The sequence below is a fragment of the Arthrobacter sp. 10T413_2 genome (assembly GCF_056394205.1).
Genome location: NZ_JBFTHK010000021.1, coordinates 14,742 through 40,094, shown reverse-complemented (window position 1 = coordinate 40,094; position 25,353 = coordinate 14,742). Strand labels below are relative to the sequence as shown.

23 protein-coding genes and 1 tRNA gene are annotated in these 25,353 nt (G+C 67.4%); 23 read left to right on the top strand and 1 reads right to left on the bottom strand.

Going from position 1 to position 25,353, the window contains the following annotated elements; genetic code table 11:
• The coding region (locus AC1DBQ_RS05890; protein WP_476927609.1) for a succinate dehydrogenase/fumarate reductase transmembrane subunit at positions 1 to 180 on the bottom strand (180 nt) is incomplete at its 3' end.
• 291 nt (positions 181 to 471) lie between these two features.
• Here AC1DBQ_RS05890 and AC1DBQ_RS05885 point away from each other — a divergent pair.
• From AC1DBQ_RS05885 to AC1DBQ_RS05775, 23 genes are all read left to right on the top strand, one after another.
• The gene (locus AC1DBQ_RS05885) at positions 472 to 1,605 is read left to right on the top strand and encodes a mannose-1-phosphate guanylyltransferase (protein ID WP_116765976.1); all 1,134 of its coding nucleotides are present in this window, start codon (positions 472 to 474) and stop codon (positions 1,603 to 1,605) included.
• Positions 1,606 to 1,700: 95 nt separating this feature from the next.
• Positions 1,701 to 2,900, top strand: a complete 1,200-nt coding sequence (locus tag AC1DBQ_RS05880) for an amidohydrolase (protein WP_476927608.1) — start codon at positions 1,701 to 1,703, stop codon at positions 2,898 to 2,900.
• A 255-nt stretch (positions 2,901 to 3,155) separates the two neighbouring features.
• Positions 3,156 to 3,620 carry a MarR family winged helix-turn-helix transcriptional regulator gene (locus tag AC1DBQ_RS05875; protein WP_476927607.1) on the top strand — a complete coding sequence of 155 codons (465 nt, stop codon included), beginning with the start codon at positions 3,156 to 3,158 and terminating at the stop codon, positions 3,618 to 3,620.
• A 150-nt stretch (positions 3,621 to 3,770) separates the two neighbouring features.
• Positions 3,771 to 4,202 carry an organic hydroperoxide resistance protein gene (locus tag AC1DBQ_RS05870; protein WP_476927606.1) on the top strand — a complete coding sequence of 144 codons (432 nt, stop codon included), beginning with the start codon at positions 3,771 to 3,773 and terminating at the stop codon, positions 4,200 to 4,202.
• The gene (locus AC1DBQ_RS05865; RefSeq protein WP_476927605.1) at positions 4,199 to 5,230 is read left to right on the top strand and encodes an NADP-dependent oxidoreductase; all 1,032 of its coding nucleotides are present in this window, start codon (positions 4,199 to 4,201) and stop codon (positions 5,228 to 5,230) included. Before AC1DBQ_RS05870 ends, AC1DBQ_RS05865 begins: the two co-directional genes overlap by 4 nt.
• Before the next feature lie 334 nt (positions 5,231 to 5,564).
• On the top strand, positions 5,565 to 6,671 hold the full coding sequence (locus tag AC1DBQ_RS05860) for a BMP family lipoprotein (protein WP_476927604.1): 1,107 nt from the start codon (positions 5,565 to 5,567) through the stop codon (positions 6,669 to 6,671).
• A gap of 166 nt (positions 6,672 to 6,837) precedes the next feature.
• Positions 6,838 to 8,487, top strand: coding sequence for an ABC transporter ATP-binding protein (locus AC1DBQ_RS05855; RefSeq protein ID WP_476927603.1), 1,650 nt, complete (start codon positions 6,838 to 6,840; stop codon positions 8,485 to 8,487).
• Complete coding sequence (locus AC1DBQ_RS05850; RefSeq protein ID WP_476927602.1) at positions 8,480 to 9,880, top strand: ABC transporter permease; 1,401 nt, start codon at positions 8,480 to 8,482, stop codon at positions 9,878 to 9,880. Before AC1DBQ_RS05855 ends, AC1DBQ_RS05850 begins: the two co-directional genes overlap by 8 nt.
• A complete protein-coding gene (locus tag AC1DBQ_RS05845; RefSeq protein WP_476927601.1) occupies positions 9,877 to 11,187 on the top strand; it encodes an ABC transporter permease in 1,311 nt (436 codons plus the stop codon). The genes AC1DBQ_RS05850 and AC1DBQ_RS05845 overlap by 4 nt, the downstream gene beginning before the upstream one ends.
• Positions 11,188 to 11,189: 2 nt before the next feature.
• On the top strand, positions 11,190 to 11,594 hold the full coding sequence (locus tag AC1DBQ_RS05840) for a cytidine deaminase (protein WP_091250852.1): 405 nt from the start codon (positions 11,190 to 11,192) through the stop codon (positions 11,592 to 11,594).
• A complete protein-coding gene (locus AC1DBQ_RS05835; protein WP_476927600.1) occupies positions 11,591 to 12,922 on the top strand; it encodes a thymidine phosphorylase in 1,332 nt (443 codons plus the stop codon). Before AC1DBQ_RS05840 ends, AC1DBQ_RS05835 begins: the two co-directional genes overlap by 4 nt.
• Before the next feature lie 168 nt (positions 12,923 to 13,090).
• Positions 13,091 to 13,726, top strand: coding sequence for a DedA family protein (locus tag AC1DBQ_RS05830; protein WP_476927599.1), 636 nt, complete (start codon positions 13,091 to 13,093; stop codon positions 13,724 to 13,726).
• A 295-nt stretch (positions 13,727 to 14,021) separates the two neighbouring features.
• Complete coding sequence (locus AC1DBQ_RS05825) at positions 14,022 to 14,789, top strand: DedA family protein (protein ID WP_476927598.1); 768 nt, start codon at positions 14,022 to 14,024, stop codon at positions 14,787 to 14,789.
• Positions 14,790 to 14,821: 32 nt separating this feature from the next.
• Complete coding sequence (locus tag AC1DBQ_RS05820) at positions 14,822 to 15,991, top strand: adenosine deaminase (protein WP_476927597.1); 1,170 nt, start codon at positions 14,822 to 14,824, stop codon at positions 15,989 to 15,991.
• A 76-nt stretch (positions 15,992 to 16,067) separates the two neighbouring features.
• Positions 16,068 to 16,661, top strand: a complete 594-nt coding sequence (locus AC1DBQ_RS05815) for a MazG nucleotide pyrophosphohydrolase domain-containing protein (protein ID WP_476927611.1) — start codon at positions 16,068 to 16,070, stop codon at positions 16,659 to 16,661.
• Positions 16,662 to 16,864: 203 nt separating this feature from the next.
• Positions 16,865 to 18,145: a phosphopyruvate hydratase gene (eno, locus tag AC1DBQ_RS05810; RefSeq protein WP_476927596.1), complete on the top strand. Its 1,281-nt coding sequence runs from the start codon at positions 16,865 to 16,867 to the stop codon at positions 18,143 to 18,145.
• Positions 18,146 to 18,231: 86 nt separating this feature from the next.
• On the top strand, positions 18,232 to 19,059 hold the full coding sequence (locus AC1DBQ_RS05805; protein ID WP_476927595.1) for an FtsB family cell division protein: 828 nt from the start codon (positions 18,232 to 18,234) through the stop codon (positions 19,057 to 19,059).
• Between the two features lie 158 nt (positions 19,060 to 19,217).
• Entirely contained in the window at positions 19,218 to 19,883 is a 666-nt protein-coding gene (locus AC1DBQ_RS05800) for a DUF501 domain-containing protein (protein ID WP_476927610.1), read from the top strand.
• Positions 19,880 to 20,863 carry a Ppx/GppA phosphatase family protein gene (locus AC1DBQ_RS05795; protein WP_476927594.1) on the top strand — a complete coding sequence of 328 codons (984 nt, stop codon included), beginning with the start codon at positions 19,880 to 19,882 and terminating at the stop codon, positions 20,861 to 20,863. The genes AC1DBQ_RS05800 and AC1DBQ_RS05795 overlap by 4 nt, the downstream gene beginning before the upstream one ends.
• An 81-nt stretch (positions 20,864 to 20,944) precedes the next feature.
• Complete coding sequence (locus AC1DBQ_RS05790) at positions 20,945 to 22,372, top strand: S8 family serine peptidase (RefSeq protein ID WP_476927593.1); 1,428 nt, start codon at positions 20,945 to 20,947, stop codon at positions 22,370 to 22,372.
• A gap of 38 nt (positions 22,373 to 22,410) precedes the next feature.
• Positions 22,411 to 23,886 carry an NAD(P)/FAD-dependent oxidoreductase gene (locus AC1DBQ_RS05785; RefSeq protein WP_476927592.1) on the top strand — a complete coding sequence of 492 codons (1,476 nt, stop codon included), beginning with the start codon at positions 22,411 to 22,413 and terminating at the stop codon, positions 23,884 to 23,886.
• Positions 23,887 to 24,027: 141 nt separating this feature from the next.
• Positions 24,028 to 24,972, top strand: coding sequence for an N-acetyltransferase (locus AC1DBQ_RS05780; RefSeq protein ID WP_476927591.1), 945 nt, complete (start codon positions 24,028 to 24,030; stop codon positions 24,970 to 24,972).
• A 32-nt stretch (positions 24,973 to 25,004) separates the two neighbouring features.
• Positions 25,005 to 25,078 (top strand) — tRNA-Leu (locus tag AC1DBQ_RS05775).
• Positions 25,079 to 25,353 lie beyond the last annotated feature (275 nt).

Genomic DNA, 25,353 nt, shown 5'->3' with positions numbered 1-25,353 from the left:
GGGGTTCTTGTAGGCGCCAATCACGGCGGTGTAGGCCTCGGGGGACACACGCACCAATGAGGTGTCCAGCACGTGGACCAACAAGAAGAAGAAAATCACTACACCGGTAATGCGGTGTCCAACCCAGGACCACATGCCTTCACGGCCGCGGTACAAGGTGCCAGCTGGTTTTGTCGGCACTGAATAAACCTCCCTGCAACACAGCGGCGCTGGCATGGGATCCACGCGGGGGGAACGCCTGCTGCGAGAGCACTCGTAAGCTCAAGCCTAAATCTAGGCTTCGCTCACAGCTTATTCAATTTAGGGACAGGTTGTTGACAAGCCCCGGCGCGGTTTTTCGTCTCTTTTGAGACGAACGCCACATTCGGTTGCGGCTGCGGCCGTGACTGCGGCCTCGACTGCGGGGGCCCCGGGGGCGGGATTCCTTCCCGTTCGGGGGTGATGTGGCCGCCGTCGGCTAAAGTAGCGGTGATGACTACAGACAAAGTGACAAGCCAGGATTCACCGCTGGACCGTTTTATTGCGGTCATTCCGGCGGGCGGGGTGGGGACCCGTCTTTGGCCCCTGTCACGGGCAGCGGCCCCGAAGTTCCTCCATGACCTGACCGGTTCGGGCAGCACTTTGCTGCGCGCGACCTACGACCGCCTCCAGCCCGTCGCCGGCAAGCACGTGCTGGTGGTGACCGGTGCCGCCCACCGGGCCGCTGTCTGCCGCCAACTGCCTGAGGTCCTGGAAGCTGACCTCGTCCTGGAAAGCGAGCCCAAGGACTCCGGCGCGGCCATCGGCCTCGCCGCGGCCATCCTCCATGAGCGGGATCCGGACACCATCATGGGCTCGTTCGCCGCGGACCAGGTCATCAGCCCGGACGCGCTCTTCCAGGATGCCGTCCGTGAGGCCGTCTACACCGCGGCTGCGGGGAAGATCGTCACCATCGGCATCAAGCCCACCCACCCCTCCACCGGATTCGGCTACATCCGCTCCGGAGCGAACCTCAACATCCCCGACGCCCCCAGCGCGCAGTCCGTGGTGGAGTTCGTGGAGAAGCCCAGCGAGGAAGTGGCCCAGCAGTACGTTGACAGCGGCGAATACGTCTGGAACGCCGGAATGTTCGTCGCGCCGGTCTCGCTGATGCTCAAGCACCTCGAAGCCAACCAGCCCGAGCTCTTCGCCGGACTGCAGGAAATCGCCAAGGCCTGGGACACCCCGGAGCGCGACGCCGTCACGGCCCGGGTCTGGCCCACCCTGCCCAAGATCGCCATTGACTATGCCGTCGCCGAACCGGCCGCCGCCGCGGGCGACGTCGCCGTAGTGCCCGGAACGTTCCGCTGGGACGACGTCGGGGACTTTGCCTCCGTGGGCCGGCTCAACAGCGCCAAGGAAGTCGACGAAGTCACGGTGTTGGGCGAAGGCGCACGCGTCTTCACCGAGAACGCCAGTGGTGTGGTGGTCTCCGATACCAAGCGGGTGATCGCCCTCATCGGCATTAAAGACGTCGTGATCGTTGACACTCCGGACGCCCTGCTGGTCACCACGAAGGAACACTCGCAGCGGGTCAAGCAGGCAGTGGACGCCATCAAGGCCAAGGGCGACACCGACGTCCTGTAGGCGGGCGGGAGGCTTTTCGGCCATCCCGCGTTCAGCAATCCGTAACGCGCCGTACGCGATGCCGCTATTCTTTGTCGGCTGGATAGAGTTGTTCCGTGCGCAACTACTCTACTGAAGCTGAGCCCACGACTCTCGTGGGGCCGTGGCTGGAGCCCCTCCTGCCGGAGCTGATCGCTTTCCGCCGCGACCTCCATGCGCACCCTGAGCTGTCGTTCAAGGAATTCCGCACCACCGACAAGCTCGCGAAGCGGCTCGAGGAAGCCGGGCTCAAGCCCCGGCGTCTCGAGGGAACCGGCCTGACGGTCGACATCGGACAAGGGCCCATCGCCACCGCGCTGCGCGGCGACATTGACGCCCTGCCGATCATCGAGGAAACGGGCCTTGAGTTCGCGTCGAAGAACCACGGCGTGACCCACGCCTGCGGCCACGACGTCCACACCACCACCATGCTCGGCATCGCCCTGGTCCTGCAGCGCATGCACGAGCAGTCCCCGTTGCGCGGCACTGTCCGGATCATCTTCCAGCCCGCCGAGGAGACGATGCCCGGTGGCGCCACCTCGTGCATCGAACAGGGTGTTCTCGAGGGCGTGCCCCGCATTCTTGCGCTGCACTGCGATCCCCGGATCGAGGTCGGCAAGATCGGCACCCGGATCGGGGCCATTACCTCCGCGTCGGACACCATCAAGATTGAACTTTCCGGCCGTGGCGGACACACCTCGCGCCCGCACCTGACCGAGGAACTGGTCTTCGCCCTCGCGCAGATCGCGGTCAACGTTCCCGCCGTCCTGTCCCGCCGCGTCGATGTCCGCAGCGGCGTATCCGTGGTCTGGGGACAGATCTCGGCAGGCTCGGCCCCGAATGCCATCCCCGGCAGCGGTTACATGGCCGGCACCATGCGGTGCCTGGACCGCGAGGCCTGGCACGATGCCGGTGAACTGCTCGACGAGGTCGTCCGGCAGATCGCCGAGCCGTACGGCGTCGACGTCCACCTCGAGCACACCCGCGGCGTGCCGCCTGTGGTCAACTCCGAGCACGAGACCGCGCTGATCGAGGCCGCCGCCCGCGCCGAAATCGGCGAGGGCGCCGTCGTCCTGACCCCGCAGTCCATGGGCGGGGAGGACTTTGCCTGGTTCCTGGCCGAGACCCCCGGCGCCATGATGCGCCTCGGCACCAAGACCCCCGGCGGGGAAGAGTACGACCTCCACCGCGGCGACTACATTCTCGATGAGCGGGCCCTCGGCCTCGGCATCCAGGTGCTCACGGCGGCGGCCCTGCGCACCATCCGCGACCTCTAGATCCCCGCCCCGCTCGGTCCGGACTTCCGCGGTGCCCGCCTGCGGGGGTTTCCCCACCTTTGGCGGCACGACGCCGGGACGCGCCTGATATTCGGGCCGACACGCCGTCGGCGTCCGGCGAACGTGGGGAAATTCGGCGACGCCGGTATTGGCGTCGATGGCCCCATTGCCGGTCGGCCGCACGGTTGGATTCTCCTCAATTGAGTTGTGCACAATTGAATTGTGCACAACTCAATTGTGGAGTAGGCTAGAGCTATGACCACGCCAGAAGGGGCCCGCCCACACGGGTCCGAAGCGCTCCGCCTGAACCGGCAGGTGTGCTTTGCCATGTACTCGGCCTCCCGCGCAGCGACGGCCGCCTACCGGCCCATGCTGGAGGAGCTCGGCCTGACCTACCCGCAATACCTCGCCATGCTGGTGCTGTGGGAAGCGGAGCCGCGCAGCGTCCGTGAACTGGGGGAGGAGCTCGGGCTCGACTCCGGGACGCTCTCGCCGCTGCTCAAGCGGCTCGAAGCCCTCGGCCTCGTCCAGCGCCGCCGGTCCGCCGAAGACGAGCGCCGCGTGGAGATCTACCTGACCGACGCCGGGGCCGCACTAAGCGCCAAAGCCAGTGGCATCCCGCAGCGGCTCGCCGACGCCGCCGGCCTCACGCCGGCCGAACTCGACCAGCTCCGCGAAACCCTGGGCCGGCTGGCCAGTGCACTCCAGGCCTCCCACTGAGACCGCCCCGGTAGACGCGTTAGACGTCGAAATCGCCGGTGGCGTGCCGTCTCGCCGGAAGTTCACGGCGACTCCGCAGGTTTCCGGCGAGTTCCTCGCTGGAACGCTTTTGTCTCAACCACTTTGTCCCGCCGACAGAACGGAAACCCCATGAAACCCCTTTACACAGCCGAGGCCCTAGCCTCCGGCGAAGGCCGCGACGGCACCGCCGTCAGCAAGGACGGCAAACTCAACGTGGCCCTGGCCAGCCCGGTCGAACTCGGCGGCAACGGCGAGGGCACCAATCCCGAGCAGCTCTTCGCCGCCGGTTACGCGGCCTGCTTCCACTCGGCGCTGCGCCTCGTCGGCCGCCAGCAGAAAGCAGACCTGACCGATTCCGCCGTCGCCGCGAGGATCCACCTCGGCGCCCTCGAGGGCGGCGCCGGTTACGGCATCGCCGCCGAACTCGAGATCGCCCTGCCCGCCGTGGACCGGGAGACCGCTGAGGCCCTCGTGGCCAAGGCCCACGAGGTCTGCCCCTACTCCAACGCCACCCGCGGCAACATCACTGTCGACATCAAAATCCTGGAGGTAGCCGCATGAGCACCCACACCGAAACCCCCACCCTTCCCGTCACCACCCGCGAGATCCAGCTGGCGTCCCGGCCGCACGGCCGTCCCGTCCCGGCGAACTTCCGCCTCGCCGAATCGCCGCTGCCCGAACTGCAGGACGGCCAGGTCCTGGTCCGCAACCTCTACATCTCGGTGGACCCGTACATGCGCGGCCGCATGAACGACGTCAAGTCCTACTCCGCGCCGTTCGCGCTGGATGCCGCCCTCGACGGCGGAGCCGTCGGCGAAATCATCGCGTCCCGGGCCGAAGGGCGCGCCGTCGGCGATACCGTCGTGCACAGCCTCGGCTGGCGCGAATACGCCGTCGTCGACGCCGCGGCCACCACCCCGGCGCGCACGGACCTGGCCCCCGCCTCCGCGTTCCTCGGCGCCCTCGGCATGACCGGCCTGACCGCCTACGCGGGTCTGCTGAAAGTCGCCGGATTCAAACCCGGCGAGGTCGTGTTCGTCTCGGGCGCGGCAGGTGCGGTCGGCTCCCTCGTCGGGCAGATCGCCAAGGCCATGGGCGCGTCCCGCGTGATCGGCAGCGCCGGCTCGCCGGAAAAGGTGTCACGGCTCCTGGAACTCGGCTTCGACGCCGCGTTCAACTACCACGACGGCCCTGTGGCCGAGCAGCTCGCCACCGCCGCGGGCGAGCGCGGGATCGACGTCTACTTCGACAACGTCGGCGGCGAGCACCTTGAAGCGGCGCTGTCCGCGCTCACCGTCGGCGGCCGGGTGGCCATGTGCGGCGCCATTTCGCAGTACAACTCCACCGAGCCGACTCCGGCGCCGCGGAACCTCATGCAGGCGATCGGCAAGCAGCTGACGCTCAAGGGCTTCCTCGTCAGTGGCTACTGGCAGCACATGGCCGAGTTTGTCGAGGCCATGTCCGGCTGGCTGGCCGACGGAACCGTCCGCTACGACGAGACGGTGGTGGACGGCCTGGAGAACGCACCGCAGGCATTCATGGACCTGCTCGACGGCGCCAACACCGGCAAGATGCTCGTCCGGCTGTAGTCCGGCGCCGGCGCGCCACCAAACAGGCAGCCGCCGCCACTGTACTCCGACGTCTCCGGCACCGGTCCCCGCGGGGACCGGTGCCGGAGGCGTCTGCGCGCACGGGCCTGTAGGAAGGGTTCGGGCTACTACTAGGTAACAAGTTCTCAACAATCTGGGTAATTGCTGTGAAGTCTGCTACATGCACGTGTCGCAGGACACTACAGTAACTTCATCAGTGCGCCTCGGCGCAGTGCTGCGAATCCATCAGTGACAAACAGAGTTCAGCGGAACACCGCGGACAGACACTCATTGAGCTCCGTCGTAGCGCCTACTCTTTCTTCCTGGAGGAAAATTGAAGAACTCCCTGCGTGCCACCCTCAAGCGCGGATCAATGGCCGGGGTCGCCACCGCGGGCGCGGCTGCACTCCTGTTGACCGGCTGCGGAGCTGCCCCGGAGGCCAGCACCGCCACCCAGACTGCCAGCAACTACAAGGGCTGCATCGTGTCCGACTCGGGTGGATTCGATGACCAGTCGTTCAACCAGTCTTCCTACGAGGGCCTGAAGAAGGCCGAGAAGGATCTCGGCATCCAGACGAACCAGGCCGAGTCCAAGACCAACAACGACTTTGAGCCGAACCTGCGCGCCATGGTCGCCGCCGGCTGCAACCTGACCATCACGGTCGGCTTCCTCCTCGGTGACGCCACGAAGGCCCAGGCCACCGCGAACCCGGACAAGCACTTCGCCATCATCGACTTCGGCTACGACACCCCGATCACCAACGTCAAGCCGATCATCTACGACACCGCCCAGGCGGCGTTCCTGGCCGGCTACCTCGCGGCAGGCACCACCAAGACCGGAACGGTCGCCACCTTCGGCGGCATCAAGATCCCCACGGTCACCATCTTCATGGACGGCTTCGCCGACGGCGTGAAGTACTACAACGACCAGAAGGGCAAGGACGTCAAGCTCCTCGGCTGGGACAAGGCCAAGCAGGACGGCTCCTTCACCGGTGACTTCGAAAAGCAGGACAAGGGCAAGCAGTTCACCCAGAACTTCCTGGACCAGGGCGCCGACATCGTCATGCCCGTCGCCGGCCCGGTCGGTAAGGGTGCAGGCGCCGCCCTGAAGGAAGCCAAGGCAGCAGGCAAGGACGTCAAGCTCATCTGGGTTGACTCCGACGGCTTCCTCACGGCACCGGATTACAAGGACATCATGCTCTCCTCCGTCATGAAGCTGATGGGCGAGGCCGTCGAGACGGTCGTCAAGCAGGACAAGGACGGCCAGTTCACCAACGCGCCGTACGTCGGCACCCTCGCGAACGACGGCGTCCAGCTGGCTCCGTTCCACGACATGGACTCCCAGGTTCCGGCGGACCTGAAGTCCGAGCTGGACCAGATCAAGAAGGACATCGCCTCCGGCAAGCTGAAGGTTGAATCCGCAGCAAGCCCGAAGTCTTAACTTCTTCCGCTGAGCGCCACGGCCCGTCCGGTCACCACCGCACGGGCTGTGGCGCTTTTCGTTTCGCGGCCCGCTGCGCCTGCGACCGCAGGCACTAAGCTGGTGCTGCGGCCCCCACTTCGCGTCCGGACCAAGCCTTCCGGACACTTCGAGATTGGTCAGAGTTTTGAAACTTGAACTCAAGGGGATTACCAAACGCTTCGGCTCCCTGGTAGCCAACGATCACATTGATGTGGTTGTTGAACCCGGGCAGATTCACTGTCTGCTCGGCGAGAACGGCGCTGGCAAGTCCACGCTGATGAACGTCCTCTACGGACTGTACGAGCCCACAGAGGGCGAAATCCTGATTGATGACAAACCGGTCACGTTCCGCGGCCCCGGCGACGCCATGGCTGCCGGCATCGGCATGGTTCACCAGCACTTCATGCTGGTCCCCGTCTTTACGGTCGCGGAAAACGTCGCCCTGGGAGCGGAAACCACCAAGACCGGCGGATTCCTGGACCTTGACGACACCCGCCGGAAGATCCGGGAGATCTCGGACCGGTACGGCTTCGACGTCGACCCCGACGCCCTGATTGAAGACCTGCCCGTGGGCGTGCAGCAGCGGGTGGAGATCATCAAGGCACTGGTCCGGGACGCCAAGGTGCTCATCCTCGATGAGCCCACGGCCGTGCTGACCCCCCAGGACACCGATGAGCTGCTGGACATCATGCGCCAGCTCAAGAGCCACGGCACCTCCATCGTCTTCATTTCGCACAAGCTCCGTGAGGTCAAGGCCGTTTCGGACACCATCACCGTCATCCGGCGCGGCAAAGTAGTGGGCACGGCCGATCCCGGCGCCTCGACGACCGAGCTGGCCTCCATGATGGTCGGCCGCGCCGTCAGCCTGACCCTGGACAAGGGTCCCGCCAAGCCGCAGGAGACCACCTTTGAGGTCAAGGACCTCACCGTGATTGCCCCCAGCGGCCAGCACGTCGTGGACGGCATCAGCTTCGGGATCGCCCGCGGCGAGATCCTCGCCATCGCGGGCGTCCAGGGCAACGGCCAGACTGAGCTGACCGAGGCCGTCCTCGGCCTCCACAGCAGGGTCCACGGCTCGATCGTGCTCGACGGCGAAGAACTCGTGGGCCGCAGCGTCAAGGAGGTCCTGAACGCCGGGGTCGGGTTCGTCCCGGAGGACCGCTCCCTCGACGGGCTGATCGGCACGTTCTCCATCGCCGAGAACCTGATCCTCGACCGCTACGACCAGGCACCGTTCGCCAAGGGCATCAGCATGAGCCCGGCCAAGGTCCTGGAGAACGCCAAGACCCGGATCGAAGAATTCGACGTCCGCACTCCGTCCGGCTCGCTCGCCGCAGGCACCCTGTCCGGCGGCAACCAGCAGAAGGTTGTCATGGCGCGGGAACTTTCCCGGCCGTTGCGGCTCTTCATCGCCTCCCAGCCCACCCGAGGCGTGGACGTGGGATCCATCGAGTTCCTGCACAAACGCATCGTTGCGGAGCGGGACAACGGCACGCCTGTCATGATCGTCTCCACGGAACTGGACGAAGTGATTGAACTCGCCGACCGGATCGCCGTGCTGTATAAGGGCAAGCTGGTCGGGATCGTCCCGGCCGGCACCGGCCGCGACGTCCTGGGCCTGATGATGGCCGGGGTATCCGCGGAAGAGGCCCGGGCCGACGCCGCAGGCAAACACCCGGCACCGGCGCCGGAATCTGCCGAAAACCCAGCCGACACCCCCGCAACGTACCCGGCGCCCGCCGCCCCGTCCGTGCAGGAGCCCAGCTCCGGCGCCGTAGGAGACCACCATGACTGAGAACACCGAGCCGCGGCACGCGGCCGCAACGGACCCGGACCCGATTCCGGCTGACCAGGCCGCGGACGCGGAACTCGAGACGCCCGAGGACGACGAGGCCTTTGTCACCGCCCTGGACACCGCCGGTGGCGCCATGCAGCCATCGGCGGTTCCGGTCTCGACCCAGAGCGGACACCTGGGCGCTCCGGAGGAATCCGAGTCGGTGCTGCGGAAGATCTTCACCGGCAACGGCATGGTGACCATCCTGGCGGTGCTGCTCGCACTGATCCTCGGCGGCCTGCTCATCGCCCTGACGGACAAGGTGGTCGGCACCACGGCCGGCTATCTCTTCGCCCGTCCCAGTGACTTCCTCACCGCCGTCTGGTCCGCCGCCACGAGCTCGTACGTCGCCCTCTTCCAGGGCGCGGTCTTCAACCCCCATGGCACCGGGGTGGCCGGACAGTTCGCCCCGCTCATGGAGACGCTGACGATCGCCACCCCGCTGATCACCGCGGGCCTCGGCGTCGCTCTGGCCTTCCGCGCGGGTCTGTTCAACATCGGTGCCCAGGGCCAGATCATCATGGCCGGCATCCTCGCATCGTGGGTGGGCTTCGCTCTGCACCTGCCCTTGGGGCTGCACCTGCTGCTCGTCCTCGTGGCCGGCGTCGTCGGCGGCGCCGTCTGGGGCGGCATTGTGGGCGTGCTCAAGGCCCGCACGGGTGCCCACGAGGTCATCGTGACCATCATGTTCAACTACATCGCCCTGTATCTCCTGCGCTACTTGCTCGACACGGACCTGTTCCAGCGTCCGGGGGAGTCCACCCCGATTTCCCCGATTCTGGACCCCAGCGCCGTGTACCCGCTGCTCTTCGGCAGCCAGTACCGGCTGCACGTGGGCTTCCTGCTGGCCATCGCGGCCACGGTGTTCGTCTGGTGGCTGCTGAACCGCTCCACGATCGGTTTCGAGTTCCGTGCCGTCGGGGCCAACCCCAAGGCAGCCCTGACTGCCGGTATCAACGTCCCCCGGGCCACGATCCTGGTGATGACCATTGCCGGCGGCCTGGCCGGCCTGGCCGGCGTCGCACAGGTGGCCGGCACCGAAAAGGTCCTCACCGACGGTGTCGCGGCAACGTATGGCTTTGACGCGATCACCGTGGCCCTGCTGGGACGTTCCTCACCATGGGGCACCTTTGCCGCAGGCCTCCTGTTTGGGGCCTTCCGTGCCGGCGCCGTGCAGATGCAGATCCAGACCGGAACCCCGATCGACATCGTGCTCGTGGTCCAATCGCTCATTGTGCTGTTCATCGCGGCGCCGCCCCTGGTCCGGGCGATCTTCGGACTCAACCCGCGCAAGAAGAAGACAGCAACCGCCGGCGCATCCAAGCAGGCAGCAACCACCGGAGGTGCCGCATGAGCACAACAGCAACCTCGCCCGTAAAACCGCAGCCGGAGAAAGGCCACACACCGGCGCAGTCCGCCAAGCCCGTCACCTGGAAACTGCCGGTCACGCTCGCCGTGCTCGCCGTCGTCGCCTTCATCTTCTTTGGCCTGCTGGGCCCGCAGGGGACCGCCAAGTTCGGGGTATCCTCCGGCGGGGACTTCTTCCAACTGCCCGCGATCGAACTACCCGCGTTCCTGTCCGGGATGGTGCTCTCCGTGATCCTGCTGGGCCTCGCCGGCTACGCCCTGGTCCTGAAGGCGAACCGGAACCAGCGGCCCCCGCGCTGGCTGCCGGTCGTCTTCACAGTGGTGTTCGTGGTCGCCTTCCTGATCTGGGTGGTGGGCGGCGCCCGGACCCCCAGCATCTCGCTGGCCGGGCTCATCGCCGGGTCCGTGACGCTCGCCGTGCCGATCGTCTTCGGTTCCCTGTCCGGCGTGCTGTGCGAACGCGCCGGCGTCGTGAACATCGCCATTGAAGGCCAGCTCCTGGGCGGCGCCTTCACGGCCGCGCTCGTGGCCAGCCTGACCCACAACCCCTACGCGGGCCTGCTGGCGGCGGCCGTGGCCGGCGCCCTCGTCTCGATGGTCCTGGCCCTGTTTAGCATCAAGTACGTGGTCAACCAGATCATCGTCGGCGTCGTGCTCAACGTCCTGGTCTCCGGCCTCACCGGCTTCCTGTTCAGCACCGTGATGCAGTCCGACCCGGATAAGTACAACTCGCCCGGCCGGCTGCCTATCATCGATATCCCGGTCCTGTCCGGCATCCCCGTCATCGGGCCCATCCTGTTCAAGCAGTCCGTGGTGGGCTACCTCATGTACGTGGCCGTCATCGTGATCTGGATCGCGCTATTCAAGACCAAGTGGGGCCTGCGCGTCCGTGCCGTGGGCGAACACCCGCAGGCGGCCGACACCCTGGGCATCAAGGTCAATGCGACCCGCTTCTGGAACGTCACCCTTGGCGGCGCCGTGGCCGGAATCGGCGGATCGTTTTTCACCCTCGTGGCGATCGACAGCTTCACCAAGGAAATCTCCGGAGGCCGCGGCTTCATCGCCCTCGCCGCCATGATCCTGGGCCGCTGGAATCCGATCGGGGCGTTCTTCGCCGCGCTGTTGTTCGGCTTCGCCGACAACCTGCAGAGCATCGTGACGATCATCGGCACCCCCGTGCCGAGCCAGTTCATGGCCATGCTGCCTTACCTCGTGACCGTGTTTGCCGTGGCCGGACTCGTCGGCCGCTCCCGGCCGCCAGCCGCCGACGGCATCCCGTACATCAAGGGCTGACCGTGGAGACTACCGAGGTTGACTGGGCCGCGCTCGAGGCCGCGGCAGTGTCCGCCATGCAGAACGCCTATGCGCCGTATTCGAAGTTCCCGGTGGGGGCCGCAGCCCTCACCGGGGACGGCCGGATCGTCAGCGGCTGCAACGTCGAAAACGCCAGCTACGGGCTGACACTGTGCGCCGAGTGCGCCCTGGTGGGCAACCTGCAGATGACCGGCGGGGGACTTCTCCGCGCCTTCTACTGCGTCGACGCCGGCGGCAACGTCCTCATGCCCTGCGGGCGCTGCCGCCAGCTGCTCTATGAATTCCGGGCTCCCGACATGGAGCTCATGACCACGCAGGGAATCAAGACCATGGACCAGGTCCTTCCCGATGCCTTTGGCCCCCAACACCTGGAGGAACCCCGGTGACCCAATCGACACAGACCACCAGCACCACTGAAGCGTTCGACGCCGTCGACATCATCCGCATCAAGCGGGACAAGGGCGTGCTGAGCCCGGCCCAGATCGACTGGACGATCGACGCCTACACCCGTGGCGCCATCGCCGACGAACAGATGGCCGCCCTGAACATGGCGATCCTGCTCAACGGCATGGACCGGGCCGAGATCTCCCGCTGGACCGCGGCCATGATCGCCTCCGGCGAGCGGATGGACTTCTCCAGCCTGCGGCGGCCCGACGGCGGCGTGAAGGTGACGAGCGACAAGCACTCCACCGGCGGCGTGGGAGACAAGATCACCCTGCCGCTGGCGCCCCTGGTGGCGGTCTTCGGCGTGGCCGTGCCGCAGCTCTCGGGCCGCGGCCTGGGCCACACCGGCGGCACCCTGGACAAGCTCGAAGCGATCCCGGGCTGGCGCGCGGACCTGAGCAATGAGGAAATGCTGGCCCAGCTCCAGGACGTCGGCGCGGTCATTTGCGCCGCCGGCGCGGGGCTGGCCCCGGCGGACAAGAAGCTCTACGCGCTCCGCGATGTCACCGGAACTGTGGAGGCCATCCCGCTGATTGCGTCCTCGATCATGAGCAAGAAGATCGCCGAAGGCACCGGTTCGCTGGTGCTCGACGTCAAGGTGGGCAGCGGGGCCTTCATGAAGGACGAGGCCCGTGCCCGCGAACTCGCCGAGACCATGGTGGCCCTGGGCAAGGACGCCGGCGTCAACACCGTTGCCCTGCTGACCAACATGAACACGCCACTGGGCCTCACCGCGGGCAACGCGATTGAGGTCGAGGAATCCGTGGAGGTCCTGGCCGGCGGGGGCCCGGAAGACGTCGTCGAACTCACCGTCCGGCTCGCGGAGGAGATGCTGGCGTGCGCCGGCGTCCGCGACGCGGATCCGCGCGCAGCCCTGCGGGACGGCCGGGCCATGGACGTCTGGAACCGGATGATCGAGGCGCAGGGCGGCGACCCGCGCGCCAAGCTTCCGGTGGCCAGGGAATCCGAGGTCATTTACGCCCCGGCCGACGGCGTCCTGGTGGAGCTTGACGCGATGGCCGTCGGCGTCTCGGCCTGGCGTCTCGGCGCCGGACGGGCCCGCAAGGAGGACAAGGTCCAGGCCGGAGCCGGGGTGCGGATGCACGCCAAGCCGGGCGCCACGGTCCGGGCCGGCGAACCGCTCATGACTCTTCTGACGGACACTCCGGAGAAGTTCGAGCGTGCCAAGGAAGCGCTGGAACACGCCGCCGTGATCGCACCGGAGGGGTCCCGGCCCGCCCAGAAGCTCATCATCGACCGCATCGCCTAACCCCCGCCACCAACCCCCTGCCGCCCAACCCCCGTTGCCCTATCACTTATGGTCCCCAAACCCTGGGTTTAGCCGCCATAAGGGATAGGGCAAGTGGCGGCTGGGACCGCCAGCGGTACACTGACTCCACATCAGGATCTTTCAGGCCCCGCCGTGCGTTAGGAAGCTGTGCGGGCAATCAACGACTTCATCCTCGCCGCCGCAGGGCAGCCCTGGGTTCTCGTCCTTGTTTTTGCCTGCTGCGTGATCGACGGCTTCTTCCCGCCGATACCTAGCGAATCGGTGGTGGTGGGCCTGGCCGCCGTCGCCGCCACCGCGAATGTTCCCAACCCCGTCCTCCTGATCCTCACTGCCGCCGCCGGGGCCTGGGTAGGCGACAACCTCGCCTACCTGATCGGCCGCAGAACCGGGACACGGCGCTGGGCCTGGCAGCGCGGTGCGAGGACGCAGGCGGCCTTTGCCTGGGCCGGACGGGAACTGCGGAAACGGCCCGCGTCGCTGATCCTCGTCGCACGCTTCGTCCCGATCGGGCGTGTGGCCGTCAACCTGACCGCCGGTGCCACGCACTACCCGAGGCCAAGATTCATGATCTTGACCGTGCTGTCGGCAGTCCTCTGGGCCGGCTATTCCGTCGGAATCGGGCTGTTCGTCGGCCCGTGGTTTGAGAAAAACCACGTGCTCGGTGCGGCCATCGCGATCGTCTGCGCGATCGTCCTGGGTGTCGCCGTGGACTTCACTATCAGCAGGCTGCGTGGCCGCACTCCGGAGGAGTCCACGCCGTCCATTCCGCCGGCTGAATCCTAAGTGAACCGGACAGGGCTGCCCCCATTGTTCCTACCCCCACAACACCGTGAACTGCAGATGCGACCCTCCCGGACGCCGCGCCGGACGCCCGATCATCGCGCGCACCATAGGCCCCGTCATCATCATTGTCACCGGACGCTCGACCGTAGCGGACCGCGCCCCGCCCGTGGGACACTTAGGAGCGATTTGCATCACGTTTGTTTGCTGCAGTTCGTTGCAGGTTCCACCCACACGACCATCGCATGTTCGTCACGGCTTAGTTGTCCGTTCCTCATCATCAAGGAGCACCGCCCGCATGGAGTTCATTAACCAGGCCGTGCTCCATGCTGCCGGCCAGTGGTGGATCTACCCGCTGCTGCTGGTTTTCTTTTTCGTGGACGGCTTCGCGATGGTGGTCCCCAGTGAGACCCTCATCGTTGCTCTTGCGGCGTATTCCCTGCACAGCGGCCAGCCCAACCTCTGGCTCCTTGCCCTTACTGCGTTGGTCGGAGCCATGGCCGGCGACAACATGGCCTACATGCTCGGGCGGAAGATCGGTCTAGAGCGGTTCCGCTGGATGCGCAAGCCGAAAGTCCAGAAGGTCTTCGCCTGGGCGCACTACGAGCTCGAGAAACGCGGCGCCGTCCTGATCTTCACGGCCCGGTACATCCCCTGGGGCCGTGTCGCCGTCAACTATGTGTCGGGCACGACGTCGTTTCCGCACCGCAGATTCTTCTTCCTGGACGCCATCGCGTGCGTCACGTGGGTCGGCTACTCGATCGGCATCGGCGTCCTGGCCAGTTCCTTCCCGTGGCTGCACCACAACCCGCTGCTCAGCGCGGGGATTGCGGTGGTGTTCGCGATCGTGCTCGGCGTCCTCATCGATCACCTGCTGCGCTGGTGGCACAAGCGCCTTGGGCGCAACGACACCCGGTCCGCCCCGGCCGCGTCCGGCGGCACGTCCGACGGCGGGTCCGTTCCGGGGACCGTGCCCCAGGACCCCGCTGCCCACGAGACCGCTCCCCAGGGGCACGGCACGATGCTGGCCGGCCCGCCCACCGAGGCCGGGGCCTCCAGAAAGTAGCATCCCGCGCCCTGCGACCCTATGGTTGGAACGTGACTGAGACTAATCCTGACGCTGCCCCTGACCTCGACTTCGACCTGACGGTCCTTCCCAAGGTTTCCCTTCACGACCATTTGGACGGCGGGCTCCGCCCGGCCACCATCATTGAGCTTGCCGAGGCCGTGGGCCACACGCTGCCCTCGACCGACCCCGTCGCGCTGGGGGAGTGGTTCCGCGAATCCGCCGATTCCGGCTCGCTGGTCCGTTACCTGGAAACGTTTGACCACACCATCGCCGTGATGCAGACCAAGGAAGGCCTGTTCCGCGTCGCGAAGGAATTCGTCGAAGACCTGGCCGACGACGGCGTCGTGTACGGCGAAGTTCGCTGGGCCCCCGAGCAGCACCTGCAGAAGGGCCTGAGCCTGGACGAAGTGGTGGAGGCCGTCCAGGCCGGGCTGGAAGCAGGAGTTGACGCCGTCGCCGAGACCGGCCGCGATATCCAGGTGGGCCAGCTCATCACCGCCATGCGCCACGCCGACCGCGGCCAGGAAATCGCCGAGCTGGCCGTCCGCCACCGCAACAACGGCGCCGTCGGCTTCGACATCGCCGGTGCCGAGGACGGCTTCCTGCCGTCCCGTTTCAAGGACGCCTTCACCTACCTGGCCGAGCACAACTTCCCCGCCACTGTCCACGCGGGCGAGGCCGCCGGCCTGGAGAGCATCCAGTCGGCCTTGGTGGACGGCCGGGCGCTTCGCCTGGGCCACGGTGTCCGGATCGCCGAGGATGTCACGATCGAATTCGAAGAGGACAGCGAAGCCTGGGAGGACGCCGACGGTTTCGGCGTCGAGGTCAGCGACACCATCGGCATGGTGACCCTGGGCGAGCTGGCCAGCTGGGTGCGCGACCGCGGCATCGCCCTGGAGATCTGCCCGTCGTCGAACCTGCAGACCGGTGCCATTGCCGGCTTCGGCGAGGGGATCGAAAGCCACCCGCTGGACATGCTCTACCAGCTGGGTTTCAACGTCACCATCAACACGGACAACCGGCTCATGAGCGGCGTGACCCTCACGGACGAGTTCGAGCTCCTGGTCGAGACCTTCGACTACGACCTCGACGACCTCCTGGAGCTGACGCTGAATGCGGCCGAGGCCGCCTTCCTCCCGCTCGAGGAGAAGGAAGCACTGGTGGAATACATCAACGAGGCCTACGCCGACCTTGGCTAGCCGGGATAACGCGGTGGGCGCGCCGCTCGGTGACTTGGTGCGAACGATCGCCGAGCTGCGCGCCCACTGCCCCTGGATGGGTGCCCTCACCCACGAGTCGCTCGTCGAATACCTCCTCGAAGAGGCCTACGAGGTGGCCGAAACCATCGAGACGGAGGGCGGCGACGCCGACCTGAAGTCCGAACTCGGAGACGTGCTGCTCCAGGTGGTCCTGCATGCCCGGCTCGCGGAGGAACGCGGCGCCTTCGACCTCGACGACGTCGCGCGCTCCCTCAACGCCAAGATGATCCGGCGGAACCCGCACGTCTTTCGCCCCGACGGCTCACTGCAGGATTCCTTCCCCGCAACGGTCGAGGAGATCGTCCTGACCTGGGACGCCGTCAAGAAAGCCGAGAAACCGGAACGCGGCCACGTCTTCGACGGCGTTCCCGCCGCGCTTCCGGCCCTGGCGCGGGCCCAAAAGCTCCTGGACCGGGCCGAGCGCGCCGGCTTGCCGACGGCTGCCGGCGGAACCGGCGTCGACATCCCCGGCACCGAAGGGGAGCTCGGAGACCTGCTGTTCGGGATCGTGGCGGCCGCCCGGGCCGGCGGACTTGACGCCGAGCGCGCCCTCCGCGGAGCCCTCCGCCGCTTCCAGGACAGTCACGGCCCTGTGCCGCCGGCCTCATAGCGCCGGCACGGTAGCGTAGGCCCCATAGTGCCGGGCAAGTCGCGCCGGCATCATGACGTCCGGGGATTGGATAGGTTTCCGTAACTTATCCCGCTCTCGACTAGGCTAGTAGCGACGACGACGTCGGCTTATCAGCTTGATGTACAGCCAGATTCCCAGCAGTCAGATTCCCTGCAGATCGCTTCACCCAAAGGAGCATATCCATGGCGCTTATCGATGCCATCCACGCCCGCGAGATCCTCGATTCCCGTGGCAACCCGACCGTAGAAGTTGAAGTCCTGCTCTCCGATGGCCAGATCGGCCGCGCAGCAGTTCCCTCCGGCGCCTCCACCGGCGAGCACGAGGCCGTTGAGCTCCGCGATGGCGACAAGGGCCGCTACCTCGGCAAGGGCGTCCAGAAGGCCGTCGACGCCGTCATCGACCAGATCGCCCCGGCCCTGATCGGCTTCGACGCGACCGACCAGCGCAGCATCGACCAGGCCATGATCGACCTCGACGGCACTGCCAACAAGTCCAAGCTCGGTGCCAACGCCATCCTCGGCGTGTCCCTCGCCGTTGCCAACGCTGCCGCGGCGTCCGCCGACCTGCCGCTGTACAAGTACCTGGGCGGCCCGAACGCCCACGTCCTGCCGGTGCCGCTGATGAACATCCTCAACGGCGGCTCGCACGCCGACTCCGACGTCGACATCCAGGAATTCATGATCGCGCCGATCGGCGCCGAGACCTTCTCCGAGGGTCTGCGCTGGGGCGTCGAGGTCTACCACAACCTCAAGTCCGTCCTGCAGGCCAAGGGCCTGTCCACCGGCCTGGGCGACGAGGGCGGCTTCGCCCCGAACCTGCCCTCCAACCGCGCTGCCCTGGACCTGATCCAGGAGGCCATCAAGAACGCCGGCTACACCCCGGGCAAGGACATCGCCCTGGCCCTGGACGTTGCCTCCTCGGAGTTCTTCAACGACGGCGCCTACCAGTTCGAAGGCAAGGCCCTCACGGCCACCGAGATGAGCAACTACTACGCCGAACTCGTCGCCGACTACCCGCTGGTCTCGATCGAGGACCCGCTGGACGAGAACGACTGGGAAGGCTGGAAGACCCTCACCGACGCCATCGGCGACAAGGTCCAGCTCGTGGGCGACGACCTCTTCGTCACCAACCCGGTCCGCCTGCAGCAGGGCATCGACTCCGCCACGGCAAACTCGCTGCTGGTGAAGGTCAACCAGATCGGCTCCCTGACCGAGACCCTGGATGCCGTGTCCCTGGCCCAGCGTGCCGGTTACACCACCATCACCTCGCACCGCTCCGGTGAGACCGAGGACACCACGATCGCCGACATCGCGGTTGCCACCAATGCCGGCCAGATCAAGACGGGCGCACCGGCCCGTTCCGAGCGCGTCGCAAAGTACAACCAGCTGCTGCGCATCGAAGAAGAACTCGACGACGCCGCACGCTACGCCGGACGCAGCGCCTTCCCGCGTTTCAAGGGCTAGTTAGCCGCGAAAACCGGTAACCGGTGGCTATGGTTGAAAGACCATGGCCACCGGTTCTGTTTTTGGTCCGCTTTTGAAGGAGTGACATGGCTACCCGACGTCCCAATGTTCCCCGGGCTACGCCCGCGGCCCCCAAGGCTGAGGCTGTCAGGCCTGCGGCCGGAGGCCTGGGTGCAGCAGTCGACGGCGGCGACGTCATACGGGCGGACTTCGGCGGCTCCCGCGGCAGCGCGGGCACGACGACGCCGGCCAAATCCTCCGGCGCCGCGCCGGCCTCGTCCCAGACGGCAGCACGTGTTGCAGGCAAGCGTGGCTCCGACGGCCGACCCCCCGAAATCCCGGGCCCGGAACGTCCGTCCGCCGATGTCCCGGCCGCCGGCCAGAAGCGGCCGACTGCACCGCCAGGATCCCGGCCCTCAGCCGGGAAGGCGCCCGGGAAAGCGCCAGGGAAGTCGCCCGAGCAGGCTGGCGGCAAGGCCGCACGCCGGGCCGCCGCGCGGGACACCGACGAATCACTCGATCCGGTACCCGCCAAGGCGTTCTCGGGGCGGTTGCTTGCCCTCGGCGTGGTCATGATTGCCATCACCATCCTCCTCGCGCCCACGGTCAAGATCTTCCTCGACAAGCGCGCCGAGATCGCAGCCCTCCAGGCAGACATCGCGGCCAAGCAGTCGAAACAGGAGGACCTTAAACGCCAGGTCTCACGGTGGCAGGATCCCAACTACGTGAAACAGCAGGCCCGCGATCGCATTAACATGGTTATGCCCGGAGAGACGGGCTACTGGGTCTTCGGCAGCGATCTTCCTGCCGCGCAGTCCAGTGGCACGGCGGGTGCAGCATCAGCACAAGACCCGGCCAACCTGCCCTGGGTGGACGCCCTCTGGGAGTCCATCAGGCGATCGGCAACAGACTAGAAGCGGCGCCCGCCGCCGAGGTTGTCCCGAGGACACCCGGAACAGGGCAGGAAGGTGCCACTCCCGTGGACGATAACCGAGTGGACCAGAGCCGACCGGACGAGAACCAACCGCAGGCAGCGCAGACCCCGGCGTCACTTCCCGCCTCAAGTGCACCCGTGGCCTCCCGCCAGCCGTCCCCGCACGACCTCGAGGTCCTCAGCCGCCAGCTGGGCCGGCCAGTGCGCGATGTCGTCGAGATCCCGGCCCGCTGTGTCTGCGGAAACCCGCTCGTGGCCGCCACCTCGCCGCGGCTGAGCAACGGCACGCCTTTCCCCACCACGTTCTACCTCACGCACCCGGTGATCACGTCCGCGGTGTCCCGGCTGGAGGCTGCCGGGCTGATGAACGAGATGAACGTCCGGCTCGCCGCCGACGCCGATCTCGCGGCACGCTACCGCGCCGCCCACGAGGCGTACCTGGCCTCCCGCGCAGAAATCGGCGCCCGGTCCGGCATTGGCGCTGTGCCCGAGATCGACGGCGTCTCCGCCGGCGGAATGCCGACGCGCGTCAAATGCCTGCATGTCCTCGTGGGCCATTCGCTGGCCGCCGGACTGGGCGTGAACCCGCTCGGTGACGAGGCGATCGCCGCCATCGCCGAGTGGTGGACCGCGGACCGCTGCTACTGCGACGGTGCCTGGGATACCGGGGGAGAGGTCCCGTCCCGGGACCTCAGCCGCCATGGACCGCAGGGCCTGCCGGAGATCGTTGGCCGGCCCGCCCCGGTGCGCAAGTCCCGCGGCGCGGACGCCGCCGGCACTGCGAGCACGGAGGAGACCAAATGACCCGGGTCGCGGCCGTGGACTGCGGCACCAACTCGATCCGCCTGCTGATCGCAGATACAAACGCAGATATAGACACGGATACCGGCACGGACGCCGCGACCGGGCAACCTGCCCCGCGGCTGACCGACGTCGTGCGCGAAATGCGCGTGGTCCGGCTGGGGCAGGGCGTTGACTCGACGGGCGAGCTCGCCCCCGAAGCGCTCGAACGAACGTTTGCCGCGACCCGGGACTATGCCGCCCTCATCCGCGAGCACGGGGCGGAAAAGGTGCGCTTCGTGGCCACCTCCGCCACCCGCGATGCCAGCAACCGGCAGGTCTTCGTCCACGGCATCCGCGCCATCCTTGGCGTCGAGCCCGAGGTAATCACCGGGGATGAAGAAGCCGCACTGTCCTTCGCCGGCGCCAGCAGCGTCCTGCCCTCCCGTGGCGACGACCCGGTGCTCGTGGTGGACCTCGGCGGCGGGAGCACGGAGTTTGTGCTCGGCAACGCCGGAGGCGTCATCGCCGCCCGCTCGGTCGACGTCGGCTGCGTCCGGATGACCGAACGGCACCTGCGCAGCGATCCGCCTACCCCGGAGCAGATCGCAGCGGCGGAGGCCGACGTCGACGCCGCCATCAGCGAGGCGGCACGCACCGTGCCGCTGGGACGCGCCACCGCCGTCGTCGGCGTGGCCGGATCCGTCACCACCATCACGGCGCATGCGCTGCGCCTGCCGGAGTATTCGCCGGTCGCAATCCACGGCACCGAACTGGACCTGGACGCCGTGCGGAAAGCCTGCACCGAACTGCTCGACATGACCAGGCAAGAGCGGGCCGCGCTGCCGTTCATGCACCCCGGGCGGGTGGACGTGATCGGCGCCGGCGGCCTCGTGTGGCGGCGGGTCCTGGAGCGCCTGGCCGATGTCACGGCCGGCCGCATCACCACGGCAGTGGCCAGCGAACACGATATTCTTGACGGAATTGCCCTCAGCATCAGCTGATGTCGCACCAGCAGTGGTGCACTAGCCGTTGTGTACCGACAGAGTGCTTGTGCCACTGGCGCATCCGCCGATAGGACCCGTATGACCAGAGCAACAGCCCGGCACCGCCGGACCGCCTCCGCGTTGATCGCTTTGGCCCTTGCCGGCGGCATGTCCGCGGCGGCGCTAACTTCAGCCGCGCCTGCCCACGCCGACTCCTGGCGGGACAAAGAATACTGGCTCGCCGAATCGGGCATCACCAAAGCCTGGGAAGTGTCCAAGGGCGCCGGGGTCAAAGTCGCTGTGATTGACAGCGGCGTGGACGGCAAGCATCCGGACCTGGCGGGTGTGCTGGCCGGCGGCGCCGACATCTCCGGCGCCGGGGGTGGCAACGGACAGGAGAGCATCGGCGCCAAACCCGAACACGGAACGCTCGTGGCCACCATGCTCGCCGGGCGGGGACACCAGCCCGCCAGTGCGACCGCCCAGCCGAGTGCCGGTGCCTCACCTGGTCCTGCCGGGAGCCCGGCCGCCGGCCCGGACGGGGTGGTCGGCGTCGCCCCTGAGGCCCAGCTCTTGTCCGTCTCCACCTGGCTCGGTTCCGCCAACCCGGGCGGCAAGAGCGACCAGGACCAGATTCCGGAGGCCGTGCGCTGGGCCGTCGACAACGGCGCCCGCGTCATCAACATTTCACTCGGCAGCACGTCGCCGGAGTGGCCGCAGAGCTGGGACGCGGCGTTCCTCTACGCCGAACAGAAGGACGTGGTGATCGTGGCCGCCGCGGGCAACCGCGTCGGCGGAAACGTCCAGGTCGGCGCCCCGGCCACGATTCCGGGTGTCCTGACGGTCGCGGGCCTGGACCGCAATGGAACGGCCAGCATCGACGCGTCCTCCCAAGGCATCAGCATCGGCGTCGCCGCTCCCGCTGAAGACCTGATCGGCGGCATGCCCGGCGGAGGGTATGCCGAGTGGGCGGGGACCTCGGGGGCCACCCCCATCGTGGCCGGCGTCGCGGCCCTGATCCGCTCTAAGTGGCCGGAGATGTCCGCGAGCCAGGTCATCAACAGGATCGTCAGCACGGCCAAGGACGCAGGGGCCCCGGGAAAGGATCCGCTCTACGGCTTCGGCGTCCTCAACGCCGAGGCCGCCCTCAAGGCCGATGTGCCCGAAACCAAGGTCAATCCGCTGGGGTCGATTTCGGACTGGATCCGGGTTCAGCGGCGCGGCAACCTGGCCACGACGGCGCCTGCTGCGTCGCCCGCGCCCTCCAGTGCCGCGCCTACCCTGCCCGAGGCGACCGTGCCGGTCGCGGAGAAGCCGTCGCAGTTGGACAGCGCGGTGCCGGCCGCGGTGGTCCTGGGCTTCGGGGTACTGTTTGTGGGCATCATTGCCGCCGCCGCCTTCCAGTTGCGGGCCGCCATGCGCAGCTCGCCCAAGCAAGGCGCTGACAGGCCCGAACCGTCGGACCGGCCCGGGCCTGCAGCCGGGCCGGGAGCATCCGATTCGGTGGATTCCAGCCACCCGTCATAGTTAGTGAAGGTTTTCACAAACTACTGTATTCTTGACGCATGGCATCCTCCCTTCAGCTCCAGGACCGTCCCCGGGTACTCGTCGTCGGCGGCGGGTACGTCGGCCTGTATGTAGCCCTCAAACTGCAGAAAAAGATCGCGAATGCAGGTGGCATCGTCACCCTCGTAGATCCGCTGCCCTACATGACCTACCAGCCCTTCCTGCCGGAAGTTGCCGGCGGCAACATCGAGGCCCGCCACGCGGTCGTCTCGCACCGCATGCACCTGAAGCAGACCGAACTCATCCAGGGTCGCGTCACCTCGATCGACCACGCCAACCGCACGGCCGTGGTTGCACCCTCCGACGGTGGCGACACCTTCGAGGTTCCCTACTTCGACGTCGTGCTGGCCGCCGGCGCCATCACCCGCACGTTCCCGATCAAGGGCCTCGCGGACAAGGGCATCGGCCTGAAGACCATCGAGGAAGCCGTTGCCCTGCGCAACAAGGTCCTCGAGCGCATCGAGACCGGCTCGCTCATGACCGACCCCGTCGAGCGTGCCCGCGCCCTGACCTTCGTCGTCGTCGGCGGCGGCTTCGCCGGCATCGAGTGCATCACCGAAATGGAAGACCTCGCCCGCGCCGCGGTCAAGAGCAACCCCCGCGTCAAGCAGGAAGAAGTCCGCTTCGTCCTGGTCGAGGCCATGGGCCGCATCATGCCCGAGGTCACGGCGCAGCAGGCCGAATGGGTCGTCGGACACCTCCGCAGCCGCGGCATCGAGGTCCTGCTCAACACCTCGCTCGACAACGCCGAAGGCTCCCTGAAGCTCATCAACCTCCCGGACAAGACCCCGGCCCAGGAATTCGAGACTGACACCCTCGTCTGGACTGCCGGCGTGCAGGCCAACCCGATGGTCCGCTCCACCGACTTCCCGCTCGAACCGCGCGGCCGCGTCCGTGTCCTGGCCGACCTGCGCATCGCCGGCGACGAGGGCATCATCGACAACGCCTGGGCTGCCGGCGACATCGCTGCCGTTCCCGACCTCACGGGCAGCGGCCTGCCGGACGGCACCTGCGTGCCGAACGCCCAGCACGCCCTGCGCCAGGCCAAGCGCCTCGCCAAGAACCTGTGGGCCTCCCGCTGGAACAAGCCGCTCACGGACTACAAGCACAAGAACCTGGGCGCCGTCGCCGGCTTCGGCGAATGGAAGGGCGTGGCGAACATCAACCTGATTGGCCGCATCGGCCTCAAGGGCCCGCTGGCCTGGCTGGCACACCGTGGCTACCACGGCATGGCCATGCCCACCGTTGAGCGCAAGATCCGCGTGATCTCCGGCTGGTTCTGGGCCTTCTTCCTGGGCCGCGACACCACGCAGCTCATGGACCTGGACAACCCGCGCGGCGCCTTCGTGACCGCAGCGACTCCGGCCCCGAAGCCGGCCGCTGTCCCGGCCCCGGAAGCGGCGAAGCCAGTGGCCGACGCCAAGGCGGAGTCCAAGGTTGACTCCAAGGCATCGGTCCCGGCAGACGCCAAGTAGCGTACTTGCCGTAACTGCTGCCAGCTAGCTGGCAGGTGACCTACGACGGCGGCTGTTCCCCAAGGGGAGCAGCCGCCGTCGTATTTTGGTTCCGCCACCGTGGGGGCTGGGCGGTGCCGGCCCGCGCCTAGACTGAAGTCCATGACCGGTGAAAAGGATCTCCCCACGCTTCTGGCAACCATGCATCCCGTCCGCCGCGAGGGCGACTTCGTCTACGTCCTGTGGCCGCACGGCAGGCCGCTGGCCGGCGGAATCATGGCCGCTGTCCGGGAAGCCGAGGGGCTGACCGTCGTGATGCCCCGGGCCGACGCGGACAGCATGGGGCTGCCCTACGACTTTGTCGGGGCCTGGATAACCCTTGAGGTGCATTCCTCGCTGGAAGCGGTGGGCCTGACGGCCGCCGTCGGCGCCGCCCTGACCGAGGCGAAGATCAGCTGCAACGTCCTGGCGGGCTTCCACCACGACCATCTCCTGGTGCCGGTGGCTGACGCCGACCGGGCGCTGGAAGTGCTGCACGAGCTGGCGGCAGACAACCGCCGGGAAGGCCCCGCGCCGACGCTGGTAATGCGCGCGGAGCAGCCCGAAGACCGGCCCGCCATCCTGGCCCTGACGGCCGCGGCCTTCGCTGTTTCCCCGGTGACCGGACTGCCTGTGGACGGCGAGCCGGAGGAAGTTGGCCTGCTCCGGCGGCTCTTCGACTGCCCCGAGTACCTGCCGGAGTTCAGCATTGTGGCGGAACTCGACGGCGAGGTGGTGGGCCACGTCATCAGCACCCGCGGGTGGGTGGAGGAGTTGGAGCTCTTGGGACTCGGGCCGATCGGGGTCCTGCCGCGGCTGCAGCGGCACGGCATCGGCACCGCGCTCATGAAGGAGACCGTGGCGCGGGCCAACGCCACGGGGGAGCGGGGGATCGCGCTGCTGGGCAGCCCCGAGTACTACTCCCGCTTCGGCTTCGTGCCGTCCACGTCCCTCGGGGTGGAGCCGCCGGAGGCAGGCTGGGACGCCCACTTCCAGCTCCTCCCGCTCGCCGTCTGGCCCGGCGGCGTGAGCGGCACCTTCCGCTACGCAGGCCCTTTTTCGGGCTGATCGGGCCCGCGACGGGATACCATGGACCGGGCGCCCCAGTAGCCCAATTGGCAGAGGCAGCGGACTTAAAATCCGCGTGTTGTGGGTTCGAGTCCCACCTGGGGCACATCTGTACGCTGCGCCGTTTTGTTGTCCCGCGACGCCGCACGCTGTTCCCACGTCACGCCGCTCCGCTTTGCGGCCGTTTCCCCGTTCTGTCCCGCCGCTTCATGCCTCCGCCGCGCGCCGAGAGGCCGCAGGGAACCGTCCAGATTTCCTCTATGCAACGAGTGTTATAAGGATGTGACCGTAGTCACTTATTTTCGCGTCAAATTTGCACTAGCTTGAAGTGGAATCAGGAACACCTGATCTTTCGCGTCAAAGGCCGTTCGCACCTTTAGA